The 22,249-nt window shown below is 46.8% G+C and carries 27 protein-coding genes and 3 pseudogenes; 24 read left to right on the top strand and 6 right to left on the bottom strand.

Annotated elements, in window-relative coordinates; translation table 11 throughout:
* Positions 1-72 precede the first annotated feature (72 nt).
* The 17 genes and pseudogenes from LA360_RS01800 to LA360_RS01880 all read left to right on the top strand — a co-directional run bounded on the left by LA360_RS01800 (position 73) and on the right by LA360_RS01880 (position 10,990).
* Positions 73-252: a DUF6462 family protein gene (locus tag LA360_RS01800; RefSeq protein WP_112483070.1), complete on the top strand. Its 180-nt coding sequence runs from the start codon at positions 73-75 to the stop codon at positions 250-252.
* Positions 253-347: 95 nt separating this feature from the next.
* A complete protein-coding gene (locus LA360_RS01805; protein WP_066548902.1) occupies positions 348-542 on the top strand; it encodes a CopG family transcriptional regulator in 195 nt (64 codons plus the stop codon).
* A gap of 14 nt (positions 543-556) precedes the next feature.
* On the top strand, positions 557-1,795 hold the full coding sequence (locus LA360_RS01810) for a tyrosine-type recombinase/integrase (protein WP_112483068.1): 1,239 nt from the start codon (positions 557-559) through the stop codon (positions 1,793-1,795).
* A 428-nt stretch (positions 1,796-2,223) separates the two neighbouring features.
* Positions 2,224-2,685, top strand: coding sequence for a DUF6075 family protein (locus LA360_RS01815; RefSeq protein ID WP_057572538.1), 462 nt, complete (start codon positions 2,224-2,226; stop codon positions 2,683-2,685).
* A complete protein-coding gene (locus LA360_RS01820) occupies positions 2,685-2,864 on the top strand; it encodes a hypothetical protein (RefSeq protein WP_004066881.1) in 180 nt (59 codons plus the stop codon). The genes LA360_RS01815 and LA360_RS01820 overlap by 1 nt, the downstream gene beginning before the upstream one ends.
* 18 nt (positions 2,865-2,882) lie before the next feature.
* On the top strand, positions 2,883-3,668 hold the full coding sequence (locus tag LA360_RS01825) for a ParA family protein (protein ID WP_089775452.1): 786 nt from the start codon (positions 2,883-2,885) through the stop codon (positions 3,666-3,668).
* Entirely contained in the window at positions 3,658-4,563 is a 906-nt protein-coding gene (locus tag LA360_RS01830) for a ParB/RepB/Spo0J family partition protein (protein WP_057572536.1), read from the top strand. Before LA360_RS01825 ends, LA360_RS01830 begins: the two co-directional genes overlap by 11 nt.
* A gap of 17 nt (positions 4,564-4,580) precedes the next feature.
* Positions 4,581-5,581: pseudogene (locus LA360_RS32090) on the top strand (DUF6017 domain-containing protein).
* The gene (locus LA360_RS01840) at positions 5,582-6,244 is read left to right on the top strand and encodes a hypothetical protein (RefSeq protein WP_057572535.1); all 663 of its coding nucleotides are present in this window, start codon (positions 5,582-5,584) and stop codon (positions 6,242-6,244) included. It abuts the pseudogene before it with no gap.
* Between the two features lie 41 nt (positions 6,245-6,285).
* Positions 6,286-6,654, top strand: coding sequence for a hypothetical protein (locus LA360_RS01845; RefSeq protein ID WP_057572534.1), 369 nt, complete (start codon positions 6,286-6,288; stop codon positions 6,652-6,654).
* 75 nt (positions 6,655-6,729) lie between these two features.
* Positions 6,730-6,960, top strand: coding sequence for a hypothetical protein (locus LA360_RS01850; protein ID WP_057572533.1), 231 nt, complete (start codon positions 6,730-6,732; stop codon positions 6,958-6,960).
* A gap of 117 nt (positions 6,961-7,077) precedes the next feature.
* Positions 7,078-7,503 (top strand): hypothetical protein, encoded by a 426-nt coding sequence (locus LA360_RS01855; protein WP_057572532.1) that lies wholly within the window; start codon positions 7,078-7,080, stop codon positions 7,501-7,503.
* A 125-nt stretch (positions 7,504-7,628) separates the two neighbouring features.
* The gene (locus LA360_RS01860; RefSeq protein ID WP_057572531.1) at positions 7,629-8,105 is read left to right on the top strand and encodes a PcfB family protein; all 477 of its coding nucleotides are present in this window, start codon (positions 7,629-7,631) and stop codon (positions 8,103-8,105) included.
* Positions 8,102-8,470: pseudogene (locus LA360_RS01865) on the top strand (VirD4-like conjugal transfer protein, CD1115 family); the annotation flags it as partial. The gene LA360_RS01860 and the pseudogene LA360_RS01865, both read left to right, overlap by 4 nt.
* A 52-nt stretch (positions 8,471-8,522) precedes the next feature.
* Positions 8,523-10,325, top strand: coding sequence for a DUF4368 domain-containing protein (locus tag LA360_RS01870; RefSeq protein ID WP_081031232.1), 1,803 nt, complete (start codon positions 8,523-8,525; stop codon positions 10,323-10,325).
* A 74-nt stretch (positions 10,326-10,399) separates the two neighbouring features.
* Positions 10,400-10,582, top strand: coding sequence for a transposase (locus LA360_RS01875; protein ID WP_057572528.1), 183 nt, complete (start codon positions 10,400-10,402; stop codon positions 10,580-10,582).
* 75 nt (positions 10,583-10,657) lie between these two features.
* Positions 10,658-10,990 carry a DUF3847 domain-containing protein gene (locus LA360_RS01880; protein WP_057572527.1) on the top strand — a complete coding sequence of 111 codons (333 nt, stop codon included), beginning with the start codon at positions 10,658-10,660 and terminating at the stop codon, positions 10,988-10,990.
* Positions 10,991-11,237: 247 nt separating this feature from the next.
* Here LA360_RS01880 and LA360_RS01885 read toward each other — a convergent pair whose 3' ends face one another.
* Positions 11,238-11,720: a GNAT family N-acetyltransferase gene (locus LA360_RS01885; protein ID WP_057572526.1), complete on the bottom strand. Its 483-nt coding sequence runs from the start codon at positions 11,718-11,720 to the stop codon at positions 11,238-11,240.
* A gap of 455 nt (positions 11,721-12,175) precedes the next feature.
* Here LA360_RS01885 and LA360_RS01890 point away from each other — a divergent pair, with 455 nt between their 5' ends.
* The 4 genes from LA360_RS01890 (at position 12,176) to ltrA (ending at position 16,848) form a co-directional block, all read left to right on the top strand.
* The gene (locus LA360_RS01890; RefSeq protein WP_112483066.1) at positions 12,176-13,024 is read left to right on the top strand and encodes a tyrosine-type recombinase/integrase; all 849 of its coding nucleotides are present in this window, start codon (positions 12,176-12,178) and stop codon (positions 13,022-13,024) included.
* Positions 13,021-14,196, top strand: a complete 1,176-nt coding sequence (locus LA360_RS01895) for an IS91 family transposase (RefSeq protein WP_112483064.1) — start codon at positions 13,021-13,023, stop codon at positions 14,194-14,196. The genes LA360_RS01890 and LA360_RS01895 overlap by 4 nt, the downstream gene beginning before the upstream one ends.
* Before the next feature lie 193 nt (positions 14,197-14,389).
* Positions 14,390-14,860, top strand: coding sequence for a DUF6707 family protein (locus tag LA360_RS01900; RefSeq protein WP_057573282.1), 471 nt, complete (start codon positions 14,390-14,392; stop codon positions 14,858-14,860).
* 689 nt (positions 14,861-15,549) lie between these two features.
* On the top strand, positions 15,550-16,848 hold the full coding sequence (ltrA, locus tag LA360_RS01905; protein WP_057572962.1) for a group II intron reverse transcriptase/maturase: 1,299 nt from the start codon (positions 15,550-15,552) through the stop codon (positions 16,846-16,848).
* Between the two features lie 169 nt (positions 16,849-17,017).
* Here the strand turns inward: ltrA and LA360_RS01910 are convergent, their stop codons facing one another.
* The 5 genes from LA360_RS01910 to LA360_RS01940 form a co-directional block, all read right to left on the bottom strand.
* A complete protein-coding gene (locus LA360_RS01910; protein ID WP_009295925.1) occupies positions 17,018-17,203 on the bottom strand; it encodes a hypothetical protein in 186 nt (61 codons plus the stop codon).
* 55 nt (positions 17,204-17,258) lie between these two features.
* Positions 17,259-18,362: an IS91 family transposase gene (locus LA360_RS31025; RefSeq protein ID WP_442345930.1), complete on the bottom strand. Its 1,104-nt coding sequence runs from the start codon at positions 18,360-18,362 to the stop codon at positions 17,259-17,261.
* A gap of 329 nt (positions 18,363-18,691) precedes the next feature.
* Positions 18,692-19,045 (bottom strand): IS66 family insertion sequence element accessory protein TnpB, encoded by a 354-nt coding sequence (gene tnpB, locus LA360_RS01930; RefSeq protein WP_112483062.1) that lies wholly within the window; start codon positions 19,043-19,045, stop codon positions 18,692-18,694.
* On the bottom strand, positions 19,038-19,409 hold the full coding sequence (gene tnpA, locus LA360_RS01935) for an IS66 family insertion sequence element accessory protein TnpA (protein ID WP_112483060.1): 372 nt from the start codon (positions 19,407-19,409) through the stop codon (positions 19,038-19,040). Before tnpA ends, tnpB begins: the two co-directional genes overlap by 8 nt.
* Positions 19,410-19,461: 52 nt before the next feature.
* Complete coding sequence (locus LA360_RS01940; protein ID WP_057572920.1) at positions 19,462-20,052, bottom strand: hypothetical protein; 591 nt, start codon at positions 20,050-20,052, stop codon at positions 19,462-19,464.
* Between the two features lie 100 nt (positions 20,053-20,152).
* Between LA360_RS01940 and LA360_RS01945 the strand changes: the two are divergent.
* From LA360_RS01945 to LA360_RS01955, 3 genes and pseudogenes are all read left to right on the top strand, one after another.
* Positions 20,153-20,422, top strand: a pseudogene (locus LA360_RS01945) (FAD-dependent oxidoreductase); the annotation flags it as partial.
* A 23-nt stretch (positions 20,423-20,445) separates the two neighbouring features.
* A complete protein-coding gene (locus tag LA360_RS01950) occupies positions 20,446-21,240 on the top strand; it encodes an electron transfer flavoprotein subunit beta/FixA family protein (RefSeq protein ID WP_057572922.1) in 795 nt (264 codons plus the stop codon).
* Positions 21,241-22,224, top strand: coding sequence for an electron transfer flavoprotein subunit alpha/FixB family protein (locus tag LA360_RS01955; RefSeq protein ID WP_057572923.1), 984 nt, complete (start codon positions 21,241-21,243; stop codon positions 22,222-22,224).
* Positions 22,225-22,249: the final 25 nt, after the last annotated feature.

Below are 22,249 nucleotides of genomic sequence, written 5' to 3' on the forward strand. Positions count from 1 at the left end.
GGGTTCCTGTTTGTCATGGGCAGATAAATTGCTGCCTATTTTATTAGGAAAGAGGTGATAGTTGTGGAGCGAATGAAAAATGGAAAGAGGTTTGTTCGCTACAAAGAGGGAGCAGAAATGTATAGTATGTGCCAGAGCAAGTTTGAGCAGATGGCAAAGGATGCAAAGGCAATCTATAAGGTAGACAAGCTGGTGCTTGTAAACTGCGATATTTTTGAGGAATATTTGGAAACTTTTAGAATGTATGTGTGATGATTTTTATTCAAGAGATTTTGCAGTAGAAAACACTTGACTTTTCGTATACGAAAAGTATAATGGTATATAGAAGTGATTGGAGGTGCATACAGATGGCTAAAATGGGTAGACCAAAATCTGATGCCCCAAAGCTGAATACATTAAGTGTAAGGGTAACAGATAGCGAGCTGCAAAAGCTAAAGGAATATGCGGACAGTCACGGAATGACCATAACTCAATTATTGCATACAGGTGTTGATTTATTACTTAGGACACCGGATGCAGAGGTGCAAAATCTCTTTCCTTGAAGAAAGGAGTAGAGATGGCAAAAGCAAGAAAAGACAACAAAGGCAGAGCATTACGGAAGGGGGAATCCCAGAGAACGGATAATACATATGTATATACTTACACTGATCCGTTCAAGAAACGCAGATTTGTATATGCCAAAGATTTGCAGACACTAAGACAAAAAGAAGCAGATTTGATAAAAAATCAGCTTGATGGATTAGATGTTTATGTAGCTGGTAGTGCGACTTTGAATTTTGTATTTGACAGGTATATGTCAACGAAGTATGACTTACGCAAGACAACACGTTCCAATTACAATTATATGTATGACCATTTTGTAAGGGACGGATTTGGACAGAGAAAAATCGGAGAGATAAAGTATTCCGATGTAATGTATTTTTATTACTATCTGTTGAATGAGAAAGACTTGCAGGCAAATACAGTCGATACGATTCATACGGTGCTTCACCCTACATTTCAGTTGGCAGTGCGTGACGGAATAATCCGCACAAATCCTTCTGATGGTGTCATGGCAGAAATCAAAAGAAAAGCAGGGAAGAACAAAGGCATTAGACACGCTTTGACGGTAGAGCAGCAGAGGGCTTTTATGAATTATACCGCAAACAATCCAATCTTTTATCATTGGCATCCATTATTCACAGTTTTATTGGGAACCGGATGCAGAATTGGAGAAGTGATTGGTTTAAGGTGGGAAGATTTGGACTTTGAAAACCGTCTTATCAATATCAATCATAGCGTGACCTATTATGCCAGAGAGGGCAGTAAAACACGCAAGTCAGAATTTGCGGTGTCACTTCCAAAGACAGAAGCGGGTATCCGGACTGTTCCGATGATGGATGCGGTTTACAATGCATTCAAAGAGGAATATGAGGTGCAGAAAGAAAATGGTTTCAACAGTACCGTGATTGATGGTATGACAGGCTTCATTTTTTGTAACCGCTTCGGTAATATTCATAATCCACAGACTGTTAATCGGACGATTAAGAGGATCTTGGAGAACTATAATGCTGAGGAAGTAGTCAATGCCAAAAAGGAGAGACGGCAGCCTGTTATTATCCCACATTTTTCCTGCCACCATTTACGGCATACCTTTTGTACGAGGTTCTGCGAAAAGGAAACAAACATAAAAGTCATTCAGGCTGTCATGGGACACGCTAACATCGAAACAACGATGGATATTTATGCGGAGGTCACAGACGCAAAGAAAAAAGAAGCAATTGAAAATTTATCACACAATCTTGATATATTTTAGGGAAGAGTCCTTAAAATTGAATGTGTGAATTACAACTACAAAATCATTGATTTACTACTTAGTTACTACGAATTTTGCTTGCATGGTACTGAATAATACATGATAATACGTTGCAGAGAGTTAGCAAATACGTGGTAATACTTCATAATAGGGAACAATACCTCTTCTTCTTGGGTATTCCCGACAATGAAAACGCTTGGCAAAGAAAACCAGTAAAATCAAGGGTTTGCGGTACTTGAACTTGTAAACTACAACAAATTTACAACAATTTTACAACGCATAACAAAGAATAATGAGCGTTAATGAATAGTTGTACTCATAAATCCAATTCAATATTTTGTACGATAAGGACATTTTTCTAAAAGAAAATTTTAGGGAAGTGTCCTTTTGTTATGGTCAAAACAAAATAAGAAATGGAGGAAATGAACATGAGTAGTACAGCGTTAGGAGCAGAGAAAGCGATTATTTTTATCAGCAATGCACATGAAAAATTCTACTATGACAAATTGAAAGAGGTCAGGTGTCAGGACGTATACCACAAAGCACTTGTATATTGTCTTGGCATCAGCGATGACACAAGAAGGAACATTTACAGTATCTATGATTTTAAGACAGGCTGCGTGAAAACGGAGTGCCTGCATGAAGGCTGGCAGACCAGCGGAAGCGTGAGAGTGGTCAGGATGGCGTTTAACCTTTACTGTAACGGTACGCCGAGTGTCCTTGACTATGATGATGCGGAGGAACAGGTGGACGAGTGCAGACGGTACACAGTGGAAGAACTGTTCTGCTGTGCCTATGCGCCCTATTTTTGGCAGGCGGTACAGATTCGTTACCCGGAATACGCAACATATAACCATAATCTGTACGCCATGCTTGGAGGACGGGATTGATGTTAAAGGTCAGGCTTATGGGAACGAAGAACGATATTAAGTGGTTCGGGAAGATTTTACAGAGGAACCCGAAAATCGAAGTGACGGAGTTTTCCGATATGTTCCCAAACAAAGGGACAAAGAAATATTACCGGACTTATGTGGAAGTCAGGAAAAGCAACGTAAAAGAAAACCAGTAGAAGAAAGGGAGAATTATCATGTGTAAAATAATCGCAATCGCAAACCAGAAAGGCGGAGTGGGAAAGACTACCACCACAAGCAACTTAGGCATAGGACTTGCAAAACAGGGAAAGAAAGTGCTTCTGATTGATGCGGACGCACAGGGCAGTTTGACAGCCAGCTTAGGCTTTACGGAGCCGGACAGCCTGGAAGTCACGCTTGCAACCATTATGGGGGATTTAATCAATGACGAGGAAGTAGAGCCGGGGGAAGGCATTCTCCACCATGAGGAAGGGATAGACTTAATGCCGGGGAACATTGAGCTTTCCGGGCTGGAGGTTTCCCTTGTGAATGTGATGAGCCGGGAAACGGTGCTGCGGTCATACATAGAGATTGTCAGGGAGAATTACGATTACATTTTGATTGACTGTATGCCTTCCCTCGGCATGATTACCATAAACGCCTTTGCCTGCGCTGACAGCATTTTGATACCCGTACAGGCGGCATACCTGCCCGTCAAGGGCTTGCAGCAGCTTATTAAGACGGTGGGCAAGGTAAAGCGGCAGATTAACCCGAAATTAGAGATTGAGGGGATTCTGCTTACAATGGTGGACAGCCGGACGAACTACGCAAAGGACATCAGCTCCATGCTGAAGGAAGCCTATGGAAGCCGGGTAAGGATATTTGCCAATGTCATTCCTATTTCCGTCCGGGCGGCGGAGATTTCAGCGGAGGGCGTCAGCATCTACAAGCATGATCCAGAGGGGAAAGTGGCGTCAGCCTATGATTCCTTGACAAAGGAGGTGCTTGCAGATGGGCAGTAACACAAAAGCGGGAAGCGCAGTAAAAATCAGGATGGAGAGTTTTGATGACTTGTTTGGCGGAAATGCCACGCAGGAAAACGGGGCAGAGCAGATTATCAATGCGCCGCTGGCAGAGCTTTATGCGTTCAAAGACCACCCGTTCCGGGTAGAGGACGATGAGAAGATGGAGGAAACAACCGAGAGTATCCGCCAGTACGGGGTGCTTGTGCCGGGGATTGCAAGACCGAGGGCGGGCGGCGGCTATGAAATCATAGCCGGACACCGCCGCAGGCGTGGCTCGGAGCTTGCCGGAAAGACAGAGATGCCTGTGGTTGTCCGCAACTACACCGATGATGAAGCTACGATTATCATGGTGGATTCTAATATCCAGAGGGAAGATATTTTACCGAGTGAAAAGGCGAGAGCCTACAAGATGAAATATGAAGCCATGAAGCATCAGGGGAAAAAGTCAGGCAGAAATACACTGGATGAGGTCGGGGAAGCTGCCGGGGAGAACGCAAAAAAGGTTCAGCGTTATATCTGGCTCTCCCGCCTGTCTGATGAACTCCTTGCTATGGTGGACGGTAAAAAACTCGGTTTCTCACAGGGCGTTGACATTTCCTTTCTGGCAGAGGAAGCGCAGCAGTGGGTACAGGCAGTCATAGAGGAAAAAGGCTGTAACGTCAGCATGGCGCAGTCAGCAAAAATCAAGGAATATGGTAAGACAGGGGAGCTTACCCTTGCAATGGTGCGCCTGATACTGACAGAAGAAAAGCCGAAGGAACGGAAAGTAACACTGAAAGCGGATAAAATCAGCGAATATTTTGCGGAGGACTGCAGCAGTGAGGAAATAGAGGGCATCATCATTCAGCTTCTGGATGAATGGAGTGCCAGAAATGGAATGAAAAGACAATAGAGGGGAGGTGCATCGGCGTGGATGGCGCAATAAAATTCGACTATTATTATGGCATCGAAGCGGAACAGTTCTCTTTTTACAGAGTGCCGAGGCTGCTGATAAAAGACGCAAGGTTTAAAGAGTTGTCCAGCGATGCAAAGCTCCTTTATGGTCTGATGCTTGACAGGCTGGCATTGTCAATCAAGAATGGCTGGCTTGACGAAGAAAACCGGGTGTATATCCATTACACCCTTGATAACATAATGGAGGATTTGGGATGCGCAAGGGAGAAATGCGCAAAGGTGATAGCGGAGCTTGACAGCAAAAAAGGCATCGGTCTGATTGAGAAGAAAAGACAGGGGCTAGGCAAGCCGGACATTATCTATGTGAAGAATTTTGCGACACTGGATACCGGGAAAGAACCGGGCGGAGAGCCGGAAAAGCCGGATAATGCTGACAGTTCCGCAGAAGTTCGGAAACCGAACTTGCGGAAGTTCGGGAATCGAACCCTAATTATAACAATACTAATTATACCGATCTGAGTTATACCAATCCTATCAATCAATCAGATAGTGGAACAGAAAAACAAAAAACGGGCAAGCCGGATAATGCTATGATTGATGTGATGGATGAAGCCAGCGCCTACATGGAAATCATTAAGAAAAATATTGAGTATGAGCATCATATGAAATATGGCGATTGGAGTGAAAAAGGTCTGTATGAGGAACTGTATGAGGTAATGTGCGAGATTGTGTGCGTGAAGCGTAAGACGGTAAAGGTCAACGGGGAAGATTACCCGTATGAGCTTGTAAAGTCTAAGTTTTTAAAGCTGGACAGCTCCCATTTGGAATATGTCATCGGATGCATGAAGGAAACCACAACAAGGATAACCAACATCAGGGCGTACATGGTGACTGCCCTCTACAATGCCCCGAACACCATAAACCATTATTACCAGCAGTTGGTTCAGCATGATATGTATGGCGGCGGCTGGGAGGAAAAGGGGATGTTTGAGCGCAAAGCGGAAGGAGATGGATAAATGGAGTCCATGAGGGATATTGACCGGGCAATGGAACGGGAAATCGCAAAGGGGAGCTGCCCATTGAGGTTTATAAGAATAGAGTTTGGAGATTCCCCTTATCAGGAGATTGCGTCAAGGGAAAAGCTGCTGGAGGTATTGTCCTATCTGCTGCGGACAGGCGATTATGGCAGGTTTGCCGGGAAGGGGACAGGGAATAATGTTTACATGGACATTAAGGGCAGGAAGCCGGCTTTTCAGCGTACCCGTTCTTTTCTTGACCGGAACAGCATATTTTCCGCAATACGCAGGTATGGGAAGAAAATAAAGCCGGATTTTGACGGGCATACTTATCTGGAAACGGTGCGGTGTATCTTTGAACTGCCGGAAGGGGAACAGGAAAAATACAGGGTAACATATGACGGGCAGGAAACCTTCGCTTTCCCTATGTCAGATAAATATATCCTCGGACTTTACACGCACTGTATCTCGGCAAGGCGGGCGGCATCGGCGGATATGGATATTCCCGGAGCAGGCTTTTCGGAGAAGGAACAGGGCATCGCCAGTCTGGAAGATGTGCGTGACGTATTGTTCCAATGCCTTTTATTTGACACAATAAAATGCGGGGAAGGCGTGTTATACGCTGACCTCTGTACAATCTACTGTTTAAAAGAGGATAGATAGCTTTTGGACTTTTTGTCCAGAAGTAAAATAGGAGGTGCGCTATGGCAGAAAAATTTATTACGGAAGAACAGCGGGCAAAATGCCGGAAGGTGGCGGAAGCGTTTGCGGAGCTGTATGAGCTGACCGATGTAATGGTGGCGGATGCCGGGAGGTTCGGCTTTGTCCGTCTGCAATGGTTCAGTGAGGGAGAAGGATTTGATTCGGCAATGGCATTTTCGGACAGCGAGGAACTGTTTGAGGAACTCTGGCGGATATGGTATGAACATGAAGTCTTAACGCCAGTGTTGGGTACGCCGCTTGCGGAGCTTGACTATGACGAGATATTCCAGACGCTTTCCAAAGACAGGCAAGAGGAAATACTGGAGAAAAAGAGATATTTCATTGCCCTGTGCAAAGACGCTTTCGGTTAAATTGTAGATAATCTACAATTCCGGCGATAAATCTGGTAAAATGGCATTAGCCTAAAAATACAGGAGATGGTCTGAATGATACCGGAAACAGGGAAAGCAAAGCAGAAGGGCAGGAGCAAAAAAGTATGCCCGAACTGCGGAAGGAAGATGAAACAGCAGTTTATCGGCTTGCAGCATTGTAAATGCGGCATGAGTTGGAAAAAGGATATAGGATATTTTGAGCGTACCGGGGATATGGTTTTCGCTCTGGAACGGAGGAAAGCAGGGAAAAAGACAAAGCAGTGTCCGGTGATCCGGTACAGATAATTAAATACCAGAAACAGCGTGAGGGCAGTTATAGACCGTAAACAGCGGTTTGTAGCTGCCCTTTTTGTGTTTATATAACTTTTGGACTTTTTGTCCAGAAGCAGAATGGAGGATGTAATGAAAAAAAGAGAGTTCCAGAAAAAAGCAACAGCGGAGCTATTGAAAAGGCTGGCGGCGGTCTGTGCGGAGTTGGGGGAGAATCCCAACATTACAGTATCGTCAAAGTTCCACAGCTCCTATTTTAAGCTGCGGAATGACTATAACCTGATGCAGATTTCCGTCAAGCAGACCGGAGAGCTTAGTTACCAGCTTACGGATATGCTTGGCAGCACTGGCGGGAAGCGGATTTACTATGAATATCGTGAGAATGATGATTTTACACGCATCATAGAAAAGTTTTGCAGCGATTTTGCAAGGTTTTATAAGGATTTCCTGTTATCCGGCACACTGCATGACTTCTGTGACATAAAGCTGTCATACGGGGAGGACGCAGGCGCAAGACTGGAAGAATACGAATCCTGTATCCGTTCCGGGTGCTTATAGGATAAATACAGCTTTTGGACTTTTTGTCCAGAAGTGGGAAAGGAGAGCTTATGAAATATTTAATCCACAGGCTGTACGTCCCACCCTGACGGGCGTACAGCAATAAAAAAAGAAGGAGGAAAACCATGCAGGAGGAAGTGACACAGAAAACCATTGCCCTTGTGTTTAAATCTTCCCGGCTGACTGCCGTCGTGCTGAAAAAGGCTATGAAGATGTATCTGGAACACCGGAAACAGGGAAAGCAGATGCCGCATGGGAAAATATCAGTGAAAGAGCTGGTCGGTCAGGGTATGGGCGCTTCGAGCATTGAGGTGACGGATAACAACATCAAGTCCTTTGAGAGAGTGGCAAAGAAGTACAACGTGCAGTTCGCTGTGAAGAAGGACAAGACGGAGAAGCCGCCGAAGCACATCGTATTATTCAAGGGCAGGGATGCCGACGTGATAACGCAGGCATTTAAGGAGTTTGTAAAAGTTAATGAGAAAAAGCATAACCGCATCTCCGTAAAGGAGAAGCTGGCGCAGTTCCGGGAGCAGTTGGGGAAAGACAAAAATCGGGAGAGGGCAAGGGAACACCAGAAGGACAGGGGGCAGTCATTATGAGTAAAATCGTAGAGGGCATTGCCAAAGACCTAAAGTCAATCCCGGAAAAGCTCAAGGCAAAGACAGGGAATGTTGACAAAAAGAAACTTTTCCTTATGAATCTCCCTTATGTGCTTGCCGGGTATTTCTGCGACAAAATTGCGTGGCTGTGGCGGGTATCGCCGGGGCAGGACGCTTCCGCAAAGGCGATGGAGGTCATGGCGGGGATGGAGGACTTATTTTCCAACCCGTTACCAAGTTTCCACCCAAAAGATTTGCTGATAGGGATAGGGTGTGGCATTGCACTCCGGCTTGTGGTGTATTTCAAAGCCAAGAATGCCAAGAAATTCCGGCATGGCATGGAGTACGGCTCTGCGAGGTGGGGTGCATACTATCAACTGTAAGGACGCATATATGGACGCAAAGGAGGATAACGCCATGACGCAGTATAACAAGATCACCGCGCTATACTCTCGCCTTTCAGTTGGTGACGAGGACAGGGACGGCGGCGAGAGCAACAGCATAGTCAACCAAAAGGCTTTTTTAGAGAGGTACGCAAGACAGGAAAAGCTGCCGAATATCCGACACTACATCGACGACGACGAAAGCGGTAGGTTCTTTGACCGCTCTGCCTATGTGCAGATGATGGACGATGTGGAAAGCGGCAAAATCGGTATTGTCGTTATGAAAGACATGACCCGCTGGGGACGTGATTATCTCCAGGTTGGAAACGCTATGGAAATCTTCCGCAGAAACAGGGTGCGCTTTATCGCCGTCAACAACGGCATAGACAGCGAGAAGCCCGACACATTGGAGTTTGCGCCGTTTATCAATATCATGTCGGAGTGGTACGCAAAGGACATCAGCAAGAAAGTAAAAACGGGTATCAAGACCAAAGGTGCAAGCGGAAAGCCAATCGCTACCGAAGCCCCTTACGGCTATATGAAAGACCCCGACAACAAGGATTTTTGGATTATCGACGAGGAAGCCGCCGCCGTTGTCCGCTTGATTTTCAGCCTTTTCATGGAGGGCAAAAACCGAAATCAGATCGCCGTATATCTGAAAAACGAGGAAGTTTTTACGCCCACCTTTTATTTGAAAGAGCACAACAGAGGAACATCGAAAAGCCGAAATCTGAACGAGGAAAACCGCTACAACTGGAACAAGGCGACCTTGACCCGCATTCTCACAAGGCAGGAGTATTGCGGCGATGTGGTGAACTTCAAGACCGCGAAGCATTACAGGGATAAACGAAACCACTATGTAGACAAAAGCCAGTGGCAGATATTTGAAAACGTGCAGCGCATATTGGAAAACGCGCCTGTCAAAAGGCCAAACGGGGACGGAGAAATCCACCCCTTGTCGGGCTTGCTTTTCTGTAAGGATTGCGGAGCGAAAATGCACATCCGCATTGATTACAGGAACGGCGGCAAGCGGCACATTGCATTTTGCAGCGAATACCGCAAAGGCAAAGGCAGGAATCCAAAGTGCCATTCCCCGCACAACATCGACGCCGATTTACTCATGCAGACCGTCGCGGACGTGCTGCGGAAAATCGCGGATTACTCTATCAGCAACAAGGCGGACTTTGAGGCATTGGTCAAAAAGAGCCTTTCCATGCAGCAGACGGACAAGGTGAAGAAACAGCAAAAGCGCATACCGCAGATCACGTCAAGGCTTGAACAGATCGACAAGGTACTGAATAAGCTCTATGAGGATATTGCCCTCGGCAGGATTGAGCAAGACCGCTATGAGCAGATGTCGCAGAAGTATTCCGAAGAATACTACACGCTGAAAGCGGAGCTTGCAGAAATCAAAGAGCAGCTATCCGCTTTTGAAAATGCAGACGGACGGGCACAGAAGTTTGTGAAGCTGGCGGAACGCTATGCCGCTTTTTCCACCCTTACCCCCGCCATCCTAAACGAGTTTATCAGCAAAATCCTTGTGCATGAGCGTGATGTAAAGGGAGCAAGATACGCTGTCCATCGTGTGGAAGTCTATTTCAACTATATCGGCAGATTTGAAAACGAACTGACCGAACAGTTAGAGCTTACGGAGCAGGATTGCCAACGCATAAGGGAAGAAATCGAGGCAGCCAGGCGAGAGAAAATGCGAGCCTACTTCCGTGCGTACTACAAGCAATACCGCGCGAAAAACCTTGAAAGGTGCCGCGAATATGAGCGAATGAAAGCGAGGGAGTACAGGGCAAGGAAGAAACTGCAAGCCACAACCCAAAACTGAATACCCAACATCAAAAAGAGGTTTCCTAACCACAGGAAATCTCTTTTTTCTATCAATACAAAAGGAGGCATTCAATGACAGATAAAACCGAAGTACAGACCGAAAAGGAACAGACCCCGCCCCGAAAGCCGGACGGCATTCTGACAAAGAAGAACGGAGAGAAAACCTTTGTCACCGAGCTTTATTTCGACCACGACAGCAAGGACACCTTTCAAGACAAGCTGTTAAAGGTCATTCGCTCTGAACAGGCAGAGTAAATAACCGACAGCTTTTTGTCTCCATTCCCTTCCCATCCCTTCCTATCCACCCAAAATCAGAAAGGAGAAAAACACATGGCAAAGACCAAAGCGGAGAAAATCGCCGCCATCGAATTACAAATGACGCAGCTTGAAAACCAGAGAAAGAAGCTGATCCAGGAGAAGAAACAGCAGGAACGCAAGGACAGGACGAAACGCCTTTGCAAGCGCATGGGGCTTTTTGAAAGTATGCTGCCCGAAAGCATATCCCTGACAGACGAGCAGTTTCAAATCTTCCTCGAAAAGACCGTAGCCACCGAACACAGCCGCCGCATACTGGACGGATTGACAGTGCAGCCAAGCGCACAGCCGCCCGCAAGAAATATAGCCAATGAGGAAGCGCAGGATGAAGTAGACGAGGACGAATAATCGTTATAGAAAAGCGGTCATGCCGTGGGAGCATGACCGCTATGCTATGTTAGCGCAAACGGGAATTTGTTAATCTTACCTAAAAGGTTTTACCAATGAACTTTAGAATATCCGAAACCGCTTTTTCGTTTGTCAACAGATCTCCCCGAATACTGCTTTTCTCATATTGCAATTCGCGTAGCATTACCGACCGTTTAGCTCCGCACCAGCGGCCGTTGGCCGCCGCAATATGCAGAAGACCTCTGGTTTACTCCTTTATTTTCTTTCCGAAAACTTGCTCACCATCGATAGTCGTGCGTGTTTGAACAAATCCATTGCGAACATAGAATGGCTGTGCTTTCCCTACAGGGATTAGGTCAACTTGCTTTGCACCAAGCTCCGACAGGTGGGTTTCTACCATGCGGTAAACAGTAGAGCCTATGCCTGTGCTTCTCTGTTCGGGGCAGACATAGAAGTTGTTTATGAACCCAAGAAAGCACTTTTCATTATAGGAATAGCTGATTAGACCCACACATTCTTCACTCAGCACAATACGCATGACAAAGTATGGGTTATGCTCTTGCTGTGTTTGCTCGATCATTTGACTATTCAGTGTTTCGTCATGTAAATCAGCGATATTTTCCTGGTATTCATCATCATCGCATACTTCTTCCAAATACGCAGAAAACAGATTGTAGAATTCATCCCACTCAGCAGGATTGCGCAGATCAAAGCGAACAAGTTTTAGCATTGAGCGTCACCTTTCACGGATTATCCCTCAGATAATCCTCTTTCGTAATCATCATCTGGAGGAAACCGTCCTCCACACCCAGTTCCTTAAAGCCTGCCTTGCGGTGTGTTTCCCAAGCGGCAACCTCGTTTCGATCAACGGCGAAATCATTGTGGATCAGTTTTCATTCTCAATATCTCCTCAACAACAAACTCCGATTGAACAAAATCGCTACGCGATGGCCTGCCAAGGCTGTGGCGCAGTTTTTACGTTCCTCTAAATAAAAAGCAGTGGAAAAATCTTCCGCAATACGGTATTGTTAAGTTACCACACAAAACAACCAAATACGGAAACCTCCACTGCCTATGAATACAATAGCATTTTTTGGTGTCTTCCGCAAGCGGAATTATGATGCCAATGCCCCTCCTGACAGGCAGCTGCCACGATCAACGCTGCTTATTTCAGGAGGTTTTATTATGTACGATGATATTTTTGAATCTATCCGCTATGAAGCGGAAAAACGGAACCTGCGGGAAAGTACCATAAACTTGTACTGTGCCAATGTCAATTACTTTCTCCGCTGTATTGGGAAAACCGCCTCTGAGCTTACACTTGACGATGCGGAAAGTTTCCTCTCTGCCAAACGTTTGGAAGGCAGGTCTCCCGAAACTCACAACCACTATCGGTCAGCAATTAAGTTCTTCTACAAAAAAGTGCTCTGGATCCTTTGGGATGATGACATAGTTCCTGCCATGAAAAGGGAACGGAACCTTCCCGCCGTCCTGAGCCGTAATGAGATAAACGCGATCATTGAGGCCACCCAAAACCTGAAGCATAAAGCTATCATTGCGACGATGTACTCTTCCAGATTACGCGTCTCAGAGGCTGTCCATCTCCATTACGATGACATTTCCCGTACCAACATGACCATCCATGTCCGTGAAACCAAAGGCAGGATCGACAGGTATACCATCCTCTCCCGGAAGAATCTTGACCTTCTTACCGAGTATTGGTACAAATGCGGCCGGCCCAGGGGGATACTTTTCCCAAGCTCCTGGACTGGTGGATACCTGGATATAACCAGTGTGAACCAGTTCTTTAAAAAAAGCGCCAGGCTTGCCGGTATTACCCGCCGTGTCTCTTCCCATGCGTGCCGACACAGTTTTGCCAGCCACCTGTTTGAAAGCGGGACCGATATCAAATATATCCAGTCCCTTCTCGGGCATGTGGATCCCCGCTCTACCGATGTCTACCTCCATGTAAGCAACAAGACCCTCCTCGGCATCCGCAGCCCGTTCGATGGTCCGCAAGGCGGTGAGGAATGAACACTGACTGCACAATCCAGGATGTTTTTAACCGTTTTTATCCTTCCTATGCATCTTCCCATGATGTTTCCCCTGCCCAGAGAAAGGCGGCTTACCACATCATGAACTGCAAGACCGGTGCTTTTGGCGTAAATGTGAGCGTCTGTGAGGATTGCGGCTGTATTTCCATCCACTATAATTCCTGCCGTGACAGATGCTGCCCTATGTGTCAGGAATTCCCGAAAGAAAAATGGGTTGACGCGCGCAGGGAGGATCTGCTGGACGCGCCATACTTCCATATGGTATTCACTGTGCCGGAAAATCTGAACCCTGTTATCTACAGCAATCAGAAACTTTTATATACAGCGCTTTACCATGCCGCGTCCGATACCCTGCGTGAACTTGCGGCTGACCCGAAATACCTTGGCGCTGACATCGGCTATATCTGCATTCTGCATACCTGGGGGAGCGCCATGAACTTCCATCCCCATATCCATGCCATTGTTCTGGGAGGCGGGCTGGATGCAGGAAATCACTGGAAAGGCAGCGGGGAGGACTTCTTCCTTCCGGTCAGGGTGGTCTCCCGGCTGTTCCGCGGAAAATATCTTGCTGAACTGAAACAGCTATGGAAAGATGGAAAACTCGAATTCCACGGTACGGCAGAGCCTTACAGGAACCATTATGCCTTACAGGAATTATTGGATACCTGTTACAAAAAAGAATGGATACCCTACTGTAAGAAGCCGTTCCATGGCGCGGAATCCGTCATCAGGTACCTTGGAAGGTACACACACCGGATTGCCATCAGCAATTATCGTATCAAATGCATGACGGATTCTATGGTCACATTTACTGCAAAAGATTATAAAAACCAGGGCCAGTGGGAGGAGATTACGGTTTTCGGTGAGGAGTTTATCCGCAGATTTCTGATGCATGTCCCGCCGAAGCGTTTTGTCCGGATACGCCACTATGGCCTGCTGTCATCCCGGAACAAGAATAAGAAGATCACCTTGTGCCGGAATCTCCTCGGCTGTAGAAAGTATATCGCAAGGCTGAAAGATCTGGATGCCCCTGCCATGATCCGGCTGCTTTACAATAAGGATATCTGCAGGTGTTCTTCCTGCGGCGGAAGGATCATTCCTTTACCGGCAGGGCAGCCTTGTACAATGCCAGAACCGCATCTTCTATGTTAAAAAAGGCAACTGAATATTTTTTAAGCTTCCTTTGGAGGCTTATTTCTGATGCCATAAACATGACACCGGACGCCGAATCTGGCTGCCATGCATCCATATGCAGTATACTTCGCTAAAAGGCTGGGGAAATTGAAAGTCCATATATAACGGCTACCCGGACGCGCCTTTGTTCAACCAGGAAAAATCGAAACTGATGCAAACGAAAGGGCAGTTATCGAAATATCAAAGCTGCTTTTTCGTTTGCACCACCTTCGATTCTTTCCTTAACGATTTATGCTATGAAGTATGCAGTATCTATAACCATGTGGAATTTAATGGTGACTATACACTATGGAGTTATATAAAATCGCTTCGCTGTATGCAAATTGCCATTCTGAATATGAACGGCGATAAGCAAAAAGCGGCTAATATTTTGCAAATATTGAGGGAACATGAGCTGCCAGAAGAAAATCGTATAAGAGTATGGAAAACCACAAACAAAAGAGCTTTGGAGTTTGCGGACACTTACCAAGAACAGAAAAGTAGTTCTACTCGATATGCAATTATGGGTACTGCTATGACTTACATGGAATATATCATCATGGGCTATTTACCCGAACAGAATGAAATCATGCAAGAATGGATAGAAAAGATATTTGAGCTTCTTCGTGCGGACGAAAAATAGAAAGTATATCAGGTAGCAAAAAAGACGGGACACGGCAGCTATTGAATAACCACCACGCCCGTCTTGTCCGTATATACGGTTTTGATTGTATGTTACGCAGTAGAACGCATTAACAACTGAATACCCACCGCCCCACCGAGCAGGAAATCACAAAACGGTTTCCTGCTTTTTTGTATTATAGGGTGCGCCCAGCTAAGGGCTTGAAATTTAGTGGGTGAGAGTCCCACGGTGTAAGGTACAAGCTATACCGCATCAAGCGAGTCTTGGGTGGACAGCAGCGATGTTGCCTGCTAAGCGTAGACAGCGGGATTGCAGGGCATAGCCGTATATAGCTTCGATATTAAAATGAAATTGGGAAGGCAGAAGTGCTCCTATACACTGAAAGCAACACAGCTGTAGTCGTTAAGAGCGAGAATGCAGCTGCTTCCCCGGGGTTTTAAGGCTGGTCATGTAATCAAGGATTTTAAGTCAACTGGGGAGGTCTGCCAGGCTCCGGGCAGGTTGCGTAAGCCCGGTATACGGAACAACGGTAGAAAGGAGAACCGTAAATGGCCGGCAGAAGTCGGATGGCCGAATAGTACACAGCAAAAAAAAGCGGTGGAAGTCGAGAGAGACCTGTCCTCGCAGGTCAGCCATGCAAAGTCATATCAAAGAGGAAACATAATCTGTACGCAGAGACAGGAGAAATTATGGAAACGAAATTGGCGAGAATATCACAGTTGTCAAGCGAACATCCGGAAATGGTATTTACGTCCATAGGGCATCTGATTAATAAAGAGTTACTGAAAGAATGCCACAAGGAGATGGATGGAAAGAAAGCGGTAGGAATTGATGGAATTACCAAAGAGGACTACGAAGTAAATTTGGAAGAAAACTTAGATGAATTAATCAGGAAAATGAAGAAGAAGGCATACAAGCCCAAACCGGCAAAACGGGTGGAAATACCAAAAGAAAATGGAAAGACCCGCCCGCTCAGTATATCCTGCTATGAGGATAAGTTAGTACAGGAAGCGCTAAGGCGAATACTGGAAGCAGTGTTCGAGCCCCATTTCTACGAAGAAATGATGGGATTCCGCCCAGGAAGGAACTGCCACATGGCATTAAGGAGACTGAATGGGATGCTGGAAAGGGAAAAGACGAATTGGGTGCTGGACGCAGACATTAAAGGGTTTTTCGACCATTTAGACCATGAATGGATAGTAAAGTTCATAGAATCGCGGATAAAAGACCCGACCATTATCAGACTGGTAAGACGGATGCTGAAAGCGGGAATCATGAGAGATTTCAGATATGAGGAGACAGAAGAAGGGGCAGGCCAAGGCTCGGACTGCTCCCCGGTCATAGCCAATATATATATGCACTATGTGCTGATATGGTGGTTCAGGGAGAAAGTACAGCCAGTGATGAGAGGATATGCGGGGCTGGTAGTCTATGCGGATGATTTTGTGGGATGCTTCCAATATAAATCAGATGCAGAAATATTTTATGAACACTTAAAGCGCAGAATGAAGTACTTTGGACTAGAATTGGAGGAAAGCAAGACAAGGTTGATTGAATTTGGCCGATTCGCAGAAAGTAACCGGAAAGACCGGGGAAAAGGGAGGCCGGAGACGTTCACATTCCTGGGATTCACGCATTACTGTTCGCATGGCAGGACGGGAAAGTTCAGAGTAAAGAGGAAAACCAGTAAGAAAAAGCTTGCAAAGAAAAGCAGGGAAATAAACGCCATGATAAGAGACATGAGGTTTCTGGAGATAAACAGGATAGTAAAGAAACTAAATGAAGTACTGACTGGTTATTATCATTATTACGGAATTACTGACAATTCAAGAAGCCTGAACTCATTCAATAATGTGGTATGGTTTAGGTTATTCTACTGGCTGAACAGAAGAAGTCAGAGAAGGAGCTATACGAAGGAAGGATATAAGGAACTAATGAGACAGTTCCCGCTTGTGCGGCCACGTATTTATGTCAGTATATACGGATAACTGTAGATGTATTAGCTTTGCAGGGAGCCGGATGCGGGAAAGCTGCATGTCCGGTTCTGAGAGGGGTAAGCCCTGTAAGGGGCTTACCTACTTACCAAAGTCCTTGCTGAAATAAAGTTATGTAAACTAATGATTCTGCCAAAGGAGGGTATAGAAAACAGACGGTGATTTAGAACAGGTCGATATAGAACCCTTCTTCCCATCCATCATCGTCGAGGTCGTCATCTTCAGTTAAAAAGTAATGCATATCCAATAAATCAGAATCGGTCATATTTCTGACCAGTTTGGGTGTCATTCCTTCTGGAGGATTTTTGATGTATTTTTGTCTGAGTTCATCCACATATCTTTGATTCATTTGCAACTGCCTCCCATCTGTAATAAATGTAGTATGAAGCAGATGGGAGAGAAAGTCAAGCAGAGCGGGACCGGGGATAAAGGCCATGCCTTATCCTTGTCCTTTTGTATAATTCATCCAGAGGAACCCGTTCATGTTTATGGTACAGCTCTAGAAAGACCATTTCATGTCTGCAGTTTGGGCATTGCAGGGGGTCGTACCCCATGGTAAGAAGGAAAAGCTTACGCCAGGTGTTGAAATCGAGGAGAATCCTGTGTTTGGATTTTGGGACTGCTTTATGGAGCTGATTGTCAATCTCCCGGTGTCTGGCATAAAGCCCATAGTACCGGGTCATCTTGAAGTTTTTTTCAGGTATATGCAGAATGAGCAGCTTAATGAAATCAATGGCGGGAAGAGTCTTTTTTACAAAAGAGTTGTCTTCATGCTTATTGTAATGGAAAGTCACCATCTCCCCATCGTAGGAATCAATCCTGGAAAGAGCAATGACAGGGCGGCCAAGATAACGGCTGACATATTTAATAATGGATTTTGGGTCGCAAAGATTGGGCTTGGCATAAACGTAGAATCCATTTCTGTCCCTATGGTAAACGGCGGCTTTCATCTTTTTAAAAGAGGGACCGATGCGTTTTTCCAGTTTATTTAACAAAACAGTCTGAAAGGATTTACGGAGGTAGGAATAATTGAAATATGTGACCTTGCGCCAGACACCATCATCAGAAAACCCGCCTTCGGTAAGGAGACAGTGGATGTGTGGATTCCAACCGAGAGGGCGACCGAAGGTATGAAGGACACAGATAAACCCAGGGACAAAGTTTTTGGATTTGTTCAGGGAGAAAAAATATTCTTTGATGACATCAGAAACAGCCTCGAAAAGGCAGTTAAGCAGAGTGCGGTCTTCGAGGAAAAAGCGGCGGAGGGATTCGTCAATGGTGAAGACGAGATGGCGATGGGTACACTGTATTAATTTAAAAGACATAGCGGTAGACCTGTCATTGGAATACTTAGCGCCGCAGGAGGGGCAAAACTTGGAGTGGCAGCGGAAAGGAACGAACTTGAGGTTACCGCAATGGGGACAGCCATACATGGCGCCACCATAAGAAGGATCCCCGCAGTTAATGACCTTATCAATGTTTTCCATGACGACAGGTCTGGGTTTTATATCGTATTCAATGATTTCGTAATAGTCTCTGAGCATCTTCTGAATCACATTCATGAGATTATTATGGAATAAAATGACGCAAAAAACAAGCCCTAATTCCCCTCATGAATGAGGGGCTAGGGGAGTTGAGGTGCCGAAGGCACTTTCTTGTTCAGTTGTTCCTCTGTAAAAAGCGGATCCATAACACAGCCTCAACTTTCTGAAATCTCTACCAGAAAGTATACCAGAAAAAGCATTCCGTTCCTATAGGAAACTGCATTCCGGGACGGAGGAAAATCCGCCCAAAACAAAGTGATTTTCGGCTTTTTGCGAATTGACAGGATCCGGGCTCATATGACGATCTTCGGGTGACGTTCTTCAAATGCGCCGCTGGGGTTCAGGGATAAACCATCGCACAGCCAATGGATCTCTTTCAGCGTAACTTTCTGCAGTTCATCCGGTGTGTCAGGCCAATGGAAGGAATCGCGGTCCAGCCGTTTCATCAGGATCCAAAACCCTGACCCGTCCCACTGAAGGATCTTGAGCAATGTGCGCCTGCGATTGCAGAACGCGAACATACAGCGGGAGTACGGATCGAGATGGAATTTCAGTTTGATGATGGCCGCTAAACCAGTGCAGCTCTTCCGGAGGTCCGTGCAGCCACATGCCAGATAGACTGTAGTACTTCCGTAAAAATCAAGCATAGTTCTTTAAGGCCTGAAGCAGGGCAGTCAACAGTCTGGCTGGACAGTCCGCAGCAACTTCAATCCGGATATTTTCCGGGAGACAGAGCATCACAGGAGGTTTTCCTGTACCTGCTGTACTGAAATGGAGTTCATGTTCCGAAGGGAGCTTTGCAAACACCGGATCAGAAGCACTTTCTGTCTCAGCTGCTTCTGACTGGAGCTTTCGGATCCAGTAACCCAGTGTAGACTGTGGGATTCCATTCTGCTGACACCATTCTTTGCGGGATAAACCGCTTTCCTGGAAAGCATGGAACCGGTCTGCCCAAAGGTCAGCCTTTGAGGCTGCATTGTCATTCGTATTTATTGGTATCACCTCCATCATTTGAACTTATCTTATCAAATGTGGATGGAAATTTGCAGATACTGATTATTACCTACTTACGGGCGTAAGGCCTATCCCCAGTCCTGTCAGTCCGGCCAGGCTTTGGGAGGCATCCCCCCGTACATGCCCTGTTCCAGACATATACCGCATTGGCGGATATGATTTTGTGCCGCTGTAGGATCAGGCTGTATTCCCCGCCTGTCTTTACAGCCTGCGGGTCCGTGAAATCGCAGAACAGAAGACGGAATATGCCGGCCTGTGAGCCGGTGATGGCCTGCCGGACCTGTGAGAGAAGCCTGCCCCAGGGAAACTGAGCAGGAGGGGAGGTTAAACGGGTGCTTTGGACTTCTTTTGGCCGTAACAGAAACGTCACCGGGGTTTCCAAAGAGGATATATGAATCCGGTCGCGGGAAATGGATACCTGCTGTCCCGGTTTAACCGGAAGCGCCTCAAAATCCCGTACCTCCATGTCCGTTAACATGCTGATGGGGGACATGGGCGAGGATGCGGCCTGGAGGGCCAGAAGGAGTTCTCCTGCCTGGATATTCACTGTTTTTTTGTAGACGGAGCGGACTGTCCAAAAACGGCGCACGTCCAGCTGCTGCAGCACATAGGTGGTAATGGCTGTGATGGTAGGACACATTTGTTCTCTCCCCGTATTAAAATAGTAAAATCATACGGTCTCTTATTGCATTTCTGACAATGTATCAACAATAAATTTTACCAGATTATCGAAAAAACACAACTTCCTGTTGGATCAGTTAGAGTGCAGGGTACCCGGAATCGTGGACAGCGGGCTGGTATCATCCTGGCTGTCATACCGCGCGGAGCCAAAGGATTTCCTTCCGATTCTGGGCAAGACACCGGTGGAGGGCTATATCCTGGCAACCGGTTACGGCGGGAACGGCGTTATCGAGGCACCTGCTGCCAGCAGGGACCTTGCAAAATTCATCATGCGCGGAGAAAAGACACCGTTATTGGAAGACTGGGCGTTTGAGCGTCTGTTAAAATAAGAAAGCGGCGGAGAGGAGAAAAGATGGATATAGCGGTTCTTATAAAACAGGTTCCTGTTTCCAACGATGTTTCCGTTGACCCCGAAACCCATGCGCTGATTCGTTCCGGTTCAGAAGGAATGATAAACCCTGCGGACCTGAATGCCATAGAGACCGCCATGGTCTTAAAGGAGCAGACCGGCGCAAAGGTGGCCGTATTCACCATGGGCCCCCCTGACTCGGAGAAGGCATTAAGGGACGCCCTGGCCCTGGGATGTGATGAGAGTTGTCTCATCACGGACCGGTGCTTTGCGGGAGGAGATACCATTGCCACAGCCAAGGTGCTGGCAAAAAGCATTGAGAAATACGGGAAATTCGACCTGATTTTAAGCGGCGCATTGTCCGCTGACGGCGCCACCGGACAGGTGGGAGCCATGGTGGCGGAATACATGGGTATCCCCCATGTGGCTGAAATACAGGGGCTCTCATACGATGAGGGTGACAAGGACTGTATCACGGCTGTGAAAAAGTACCAGGGCATGGAGTGGAAGATTAAGGCAGCCCTGCCGGCGTTAATGAGCGTGTGCTTCGGAAGCAATGAACCGCGTCTGGCAACCCTGCGCTCCAAGAGGGCCGCCAAGAACAAGTCTCTGGAGGTATATACCAATGCGGACCTTAAGATGGCGGCGGATGAGATTGGCCTTCCGGGCTCTCCCACAATGGTGACGGATTCTTTTCAGCCTGAGAGCACCAGGAGAGCTTGGATGCTTGCGGGCACTCCGGAGGAACTGGCAGCCAGGCTCAGGGAACTGATTGACATCGAGAAAGGAAAGGAATAGATGGCGAACGGAATTTGTGTTTTTGCAGAAAATTATGATGGGAAGTTAGAACCCGTTGTGGCAGAACTGGTCCGCGCGGCTCATTGTATCAAAGAGACCACCGGTGAGAAGATACAGGCCGCCGTCCTGGCTGAGGACTGCGGGAATCTGGCGGCCCAGCTGGAACAGCTTGGGTTTGACGAGATATATGCCGTGGAGACAGACAAAAACTGCCTGTTCCAGGACGATGCGGTAAGCCGGGCAATGGCGGAAATGCTGAAACGTATGGATCCGTCCAGTGTTCTGATTCCGGCTACTCCCACGGGACGCTCTGTTTTTTCCAGAGTGGCTGCCCGCCTTGGCTGCGGAATGACTGCGGACTGTACGGAATTAGCCGTGGATACCAGGGAGGACGGGACCTTTTTCATCAAGCAGAATAAACCTTCTTTTGGAGAAAACGTATTTGTCACCATTGTAACAAAGGAAGGGGTATATCCACAGATGATGACGGTAAGGCCAGGGGTGTACACCCCCTGTGAGGTCCGGGAGGGCAGAAGGGCAGATGTTACATATTACAAGGATATCACCCTTCCTGAATCCGGGATTCAGGTGATGTCAAGCGCCCCTGCAATGAATGATACGGACAGTATCCTTGCGGCGGAGGTTGTGGTAGTCGGCGGACGCGGCGCTGAGAGCGGGGAAAACTTTACACTCTTAAAAGCGTTTGCCGAAAAGCTGGAAGCTGCAATCGGAGGCACCAGGCCTCTGGCAGACACCGGATTTATACCGTTTGAGCATCAGATTGGACAGACCGGATTCACCATACGGCCCAAGGTCTGCATTTCCCTGGGCGTATCCGGCGCCATCCAGCACACGGAGGGCATTAAGGATACCAAGCTCTTTGTGGCAATCAACCAGGATGAGAGCGCGCCCATTTTCAATACTGCGGACTACGGTATGGCCTGCGATATGAAGGATGTGCTGGAAGCTTATCTGAAACTGTAAGCCGGCACCATATGGGTGCGGCAGC

It is taken from the genome of Enterocloster clostridioformis, assembly GCF_020297485.1.
Lineage (GTDB): Bacteria > Bacillota > Clostridia > Lachnospirales > Lachnospiraceae > Enterocloster > Enterocloster clostridioformis.

Excerpts from the sequence above, each read along its gene's own strand:
- LA360_RS01800 (WP_112483070.1), top strand. The coding sequence starts at position 73 with ATGAAAAATGGAAAGAGGTTTGTTCGCTACAAAGAGGGAGCAGAAATG.
- LA360_RS01805 (WP_066548902.1), top strand. The coding sequence starts at position 348 with ATGGCTAAAATGGGTAGACCAAAATCTGATGCCCCAAAGCTGAATACA.
- LA360_RS01810 (WP_112483068.1), top strand. The coding sequence starts at position 557 with ATGGCAAAAGCAAGAAAAGACAACAAAGGCAGAGCATTACGGAAGGGG.
- LA360_RS01815 (WP_057572538.1), top strand. The coding sequence starts at position 2,224 with ATGAGTAGTACAGCGTTAGGAGCAGAGAAAGCGATTATTTTTATCAGC.
- LA360_RS01820 (WP_004066881.1), top strand. The coding sequence starts at position 2,685 with ATGTTAAAGGTCAGGCTTATGGGAACGAAGAACGATATTAAGTGGTTC.
- LA360_RS01825 (WP_089775452.1), top strand. The coding sequence starts at position 2,883 with ATGTGTAAAATAATCGCAATCGCAAACCAGAAAGGCGGAGTGGGAAAG.
- LA360_RS01830 (WP_057572536.1), top strand. The coding sequence starts at position 3,658 with ATGGGCAGTAACACAAAAGCGGGAAGCGCAGTAAAAATCAGGATGGAG.
- LA360_RS01840 (WP_057572535.1), top strand. The coding sequence starts at position 5,582 with ATGGAGTCCATGAGGGATATTGACCGGGCAATGGAACGGGAAATCGCA.
- LA360_RS01845 (WP_057572534.1), top strand. The coding sequence starts at position 6,286 with ATGGCAGAAAAATTTATTACGGAAGAACAGCGGGCAAAATGCCGGAAG.
- LA360_RS01850 (WP_057572533.1), top strand. The coding sequence starts at position 6,730 with ATGATACCGGAAACAGGGAAAGCAAAGCAGAAGGGCAGGAGCAAAAAA.
- LA360_RS01855 (WP_057572532.1), top strand. The coding sequence starts at position 7,078 with ATGAAAAAAAGAGAGTTCCAGAAAAAAGCAACAGCGGAGCTATTGAAA.
- LA360_RS01860 (WP_057572531.1), top strand. The coding sequence starts at position 7,629 with ATGCAGGAGGAAGTGACACAGAAAACCATTGCCCTTGTGTTTAAATCT.
- LA360_RS01870 (WP_081031232.1), top strand. The coding sequence starts at position 8,523 with ATGACGCAGTATAACAAGATCACCGCGCTATACTCTCGCCTTTCAGTT.
- LA360_RS01875 (WP_057572528.1), top strand. The coding sequence starts at position 10,400 with ATGACAGATAAAACCGAAGTACAGACCGAAAAGGAACAGACCCCGCCC.
- LA360_RS01880 (WP_057572527.1), top strand. The coding sequence starts at position 10,658 with ATGGCAAAGACCAAAGCGGAGAAAATCGCCGCCATCGAATTACAAATG.
- LA360_RS01885 (WP_057572526.1), bottom strand. The coding sequence starts at position 11,720 with ATGCTAAAACTTGTTCGCTTTGATCTGCGCAATCCTGCTGAGTGGGAT.
- LA360_RS01890 (WP_112483066.1), top strand. The coding sequence starts at position 12,176 with ATGTACGATGATATTTTTGAATCTATCCGCTATGAAGCGGAAAAACGG.
- LA360_RS01895 (WP_112483064.1), top strand. The coding sequence starts at position 13,021 with ATGAACACTGACTGCACAATCCAGGATGTTTTTAACCGTTTTTATCCT.
- LA360_RS01900 (WP_057573282.1), top strand. The coding sequence starts at position 14,390 with ATGCAAACGAAAGGGCAGTTATCGAAATATCAAAGCTGCTTTTTCGTT.
- ltrA (WP_057572962.1), top strand. The coding sequence starts at position 15,550 with ATGGAAACGAAATTGGCGAGAATATCACAGTTGTCAAGCGAACATCCG.
- LA360_RS01910 (WP_009295925.1), bottom strand. The coding sequence starts at position 17,203 with ATGAATCAAAGATATGTGGATGAACTCAGACAAAAATACATCAAAAAT.
- tnpB (WP_112483062.1), bottom strand. The coding sequence starts at position 19,045 with ATGCTTGATTTTTACGGAAGTACTACAGTCTATCTGGCATGTGGCTGC.
- tnpA (WP_112483060.1), bottom strand. The coding sequence starts at position 19,409 with ATGATGGAGGTGATACCAATAAATACGAATGACAATGCAGCCTCAAAG.
- LA360_RS01940 (WP_057572920.1), bottom strand. The coding sequence starts at position 20,052 with ATGTGTCCTACCATCACAGCCATTACCACCTATGTGCTGCAGCAGCTG.
- LA360_RS01950 (WP_057572922.1), top strand. The coding sequence starts at position 20,446 with ATGGATATAGCGGTTCTTATAAAACAGGTTCCTGTTTCCAACGATGTT.
- LA360_RS01955 (WP_057572923.1), top strand. The coding sequence starts at position 21,241 with ATGGCGAACGGAATTTGTGTTTTTGCAGAAAATTATGATGGGAAGTTA.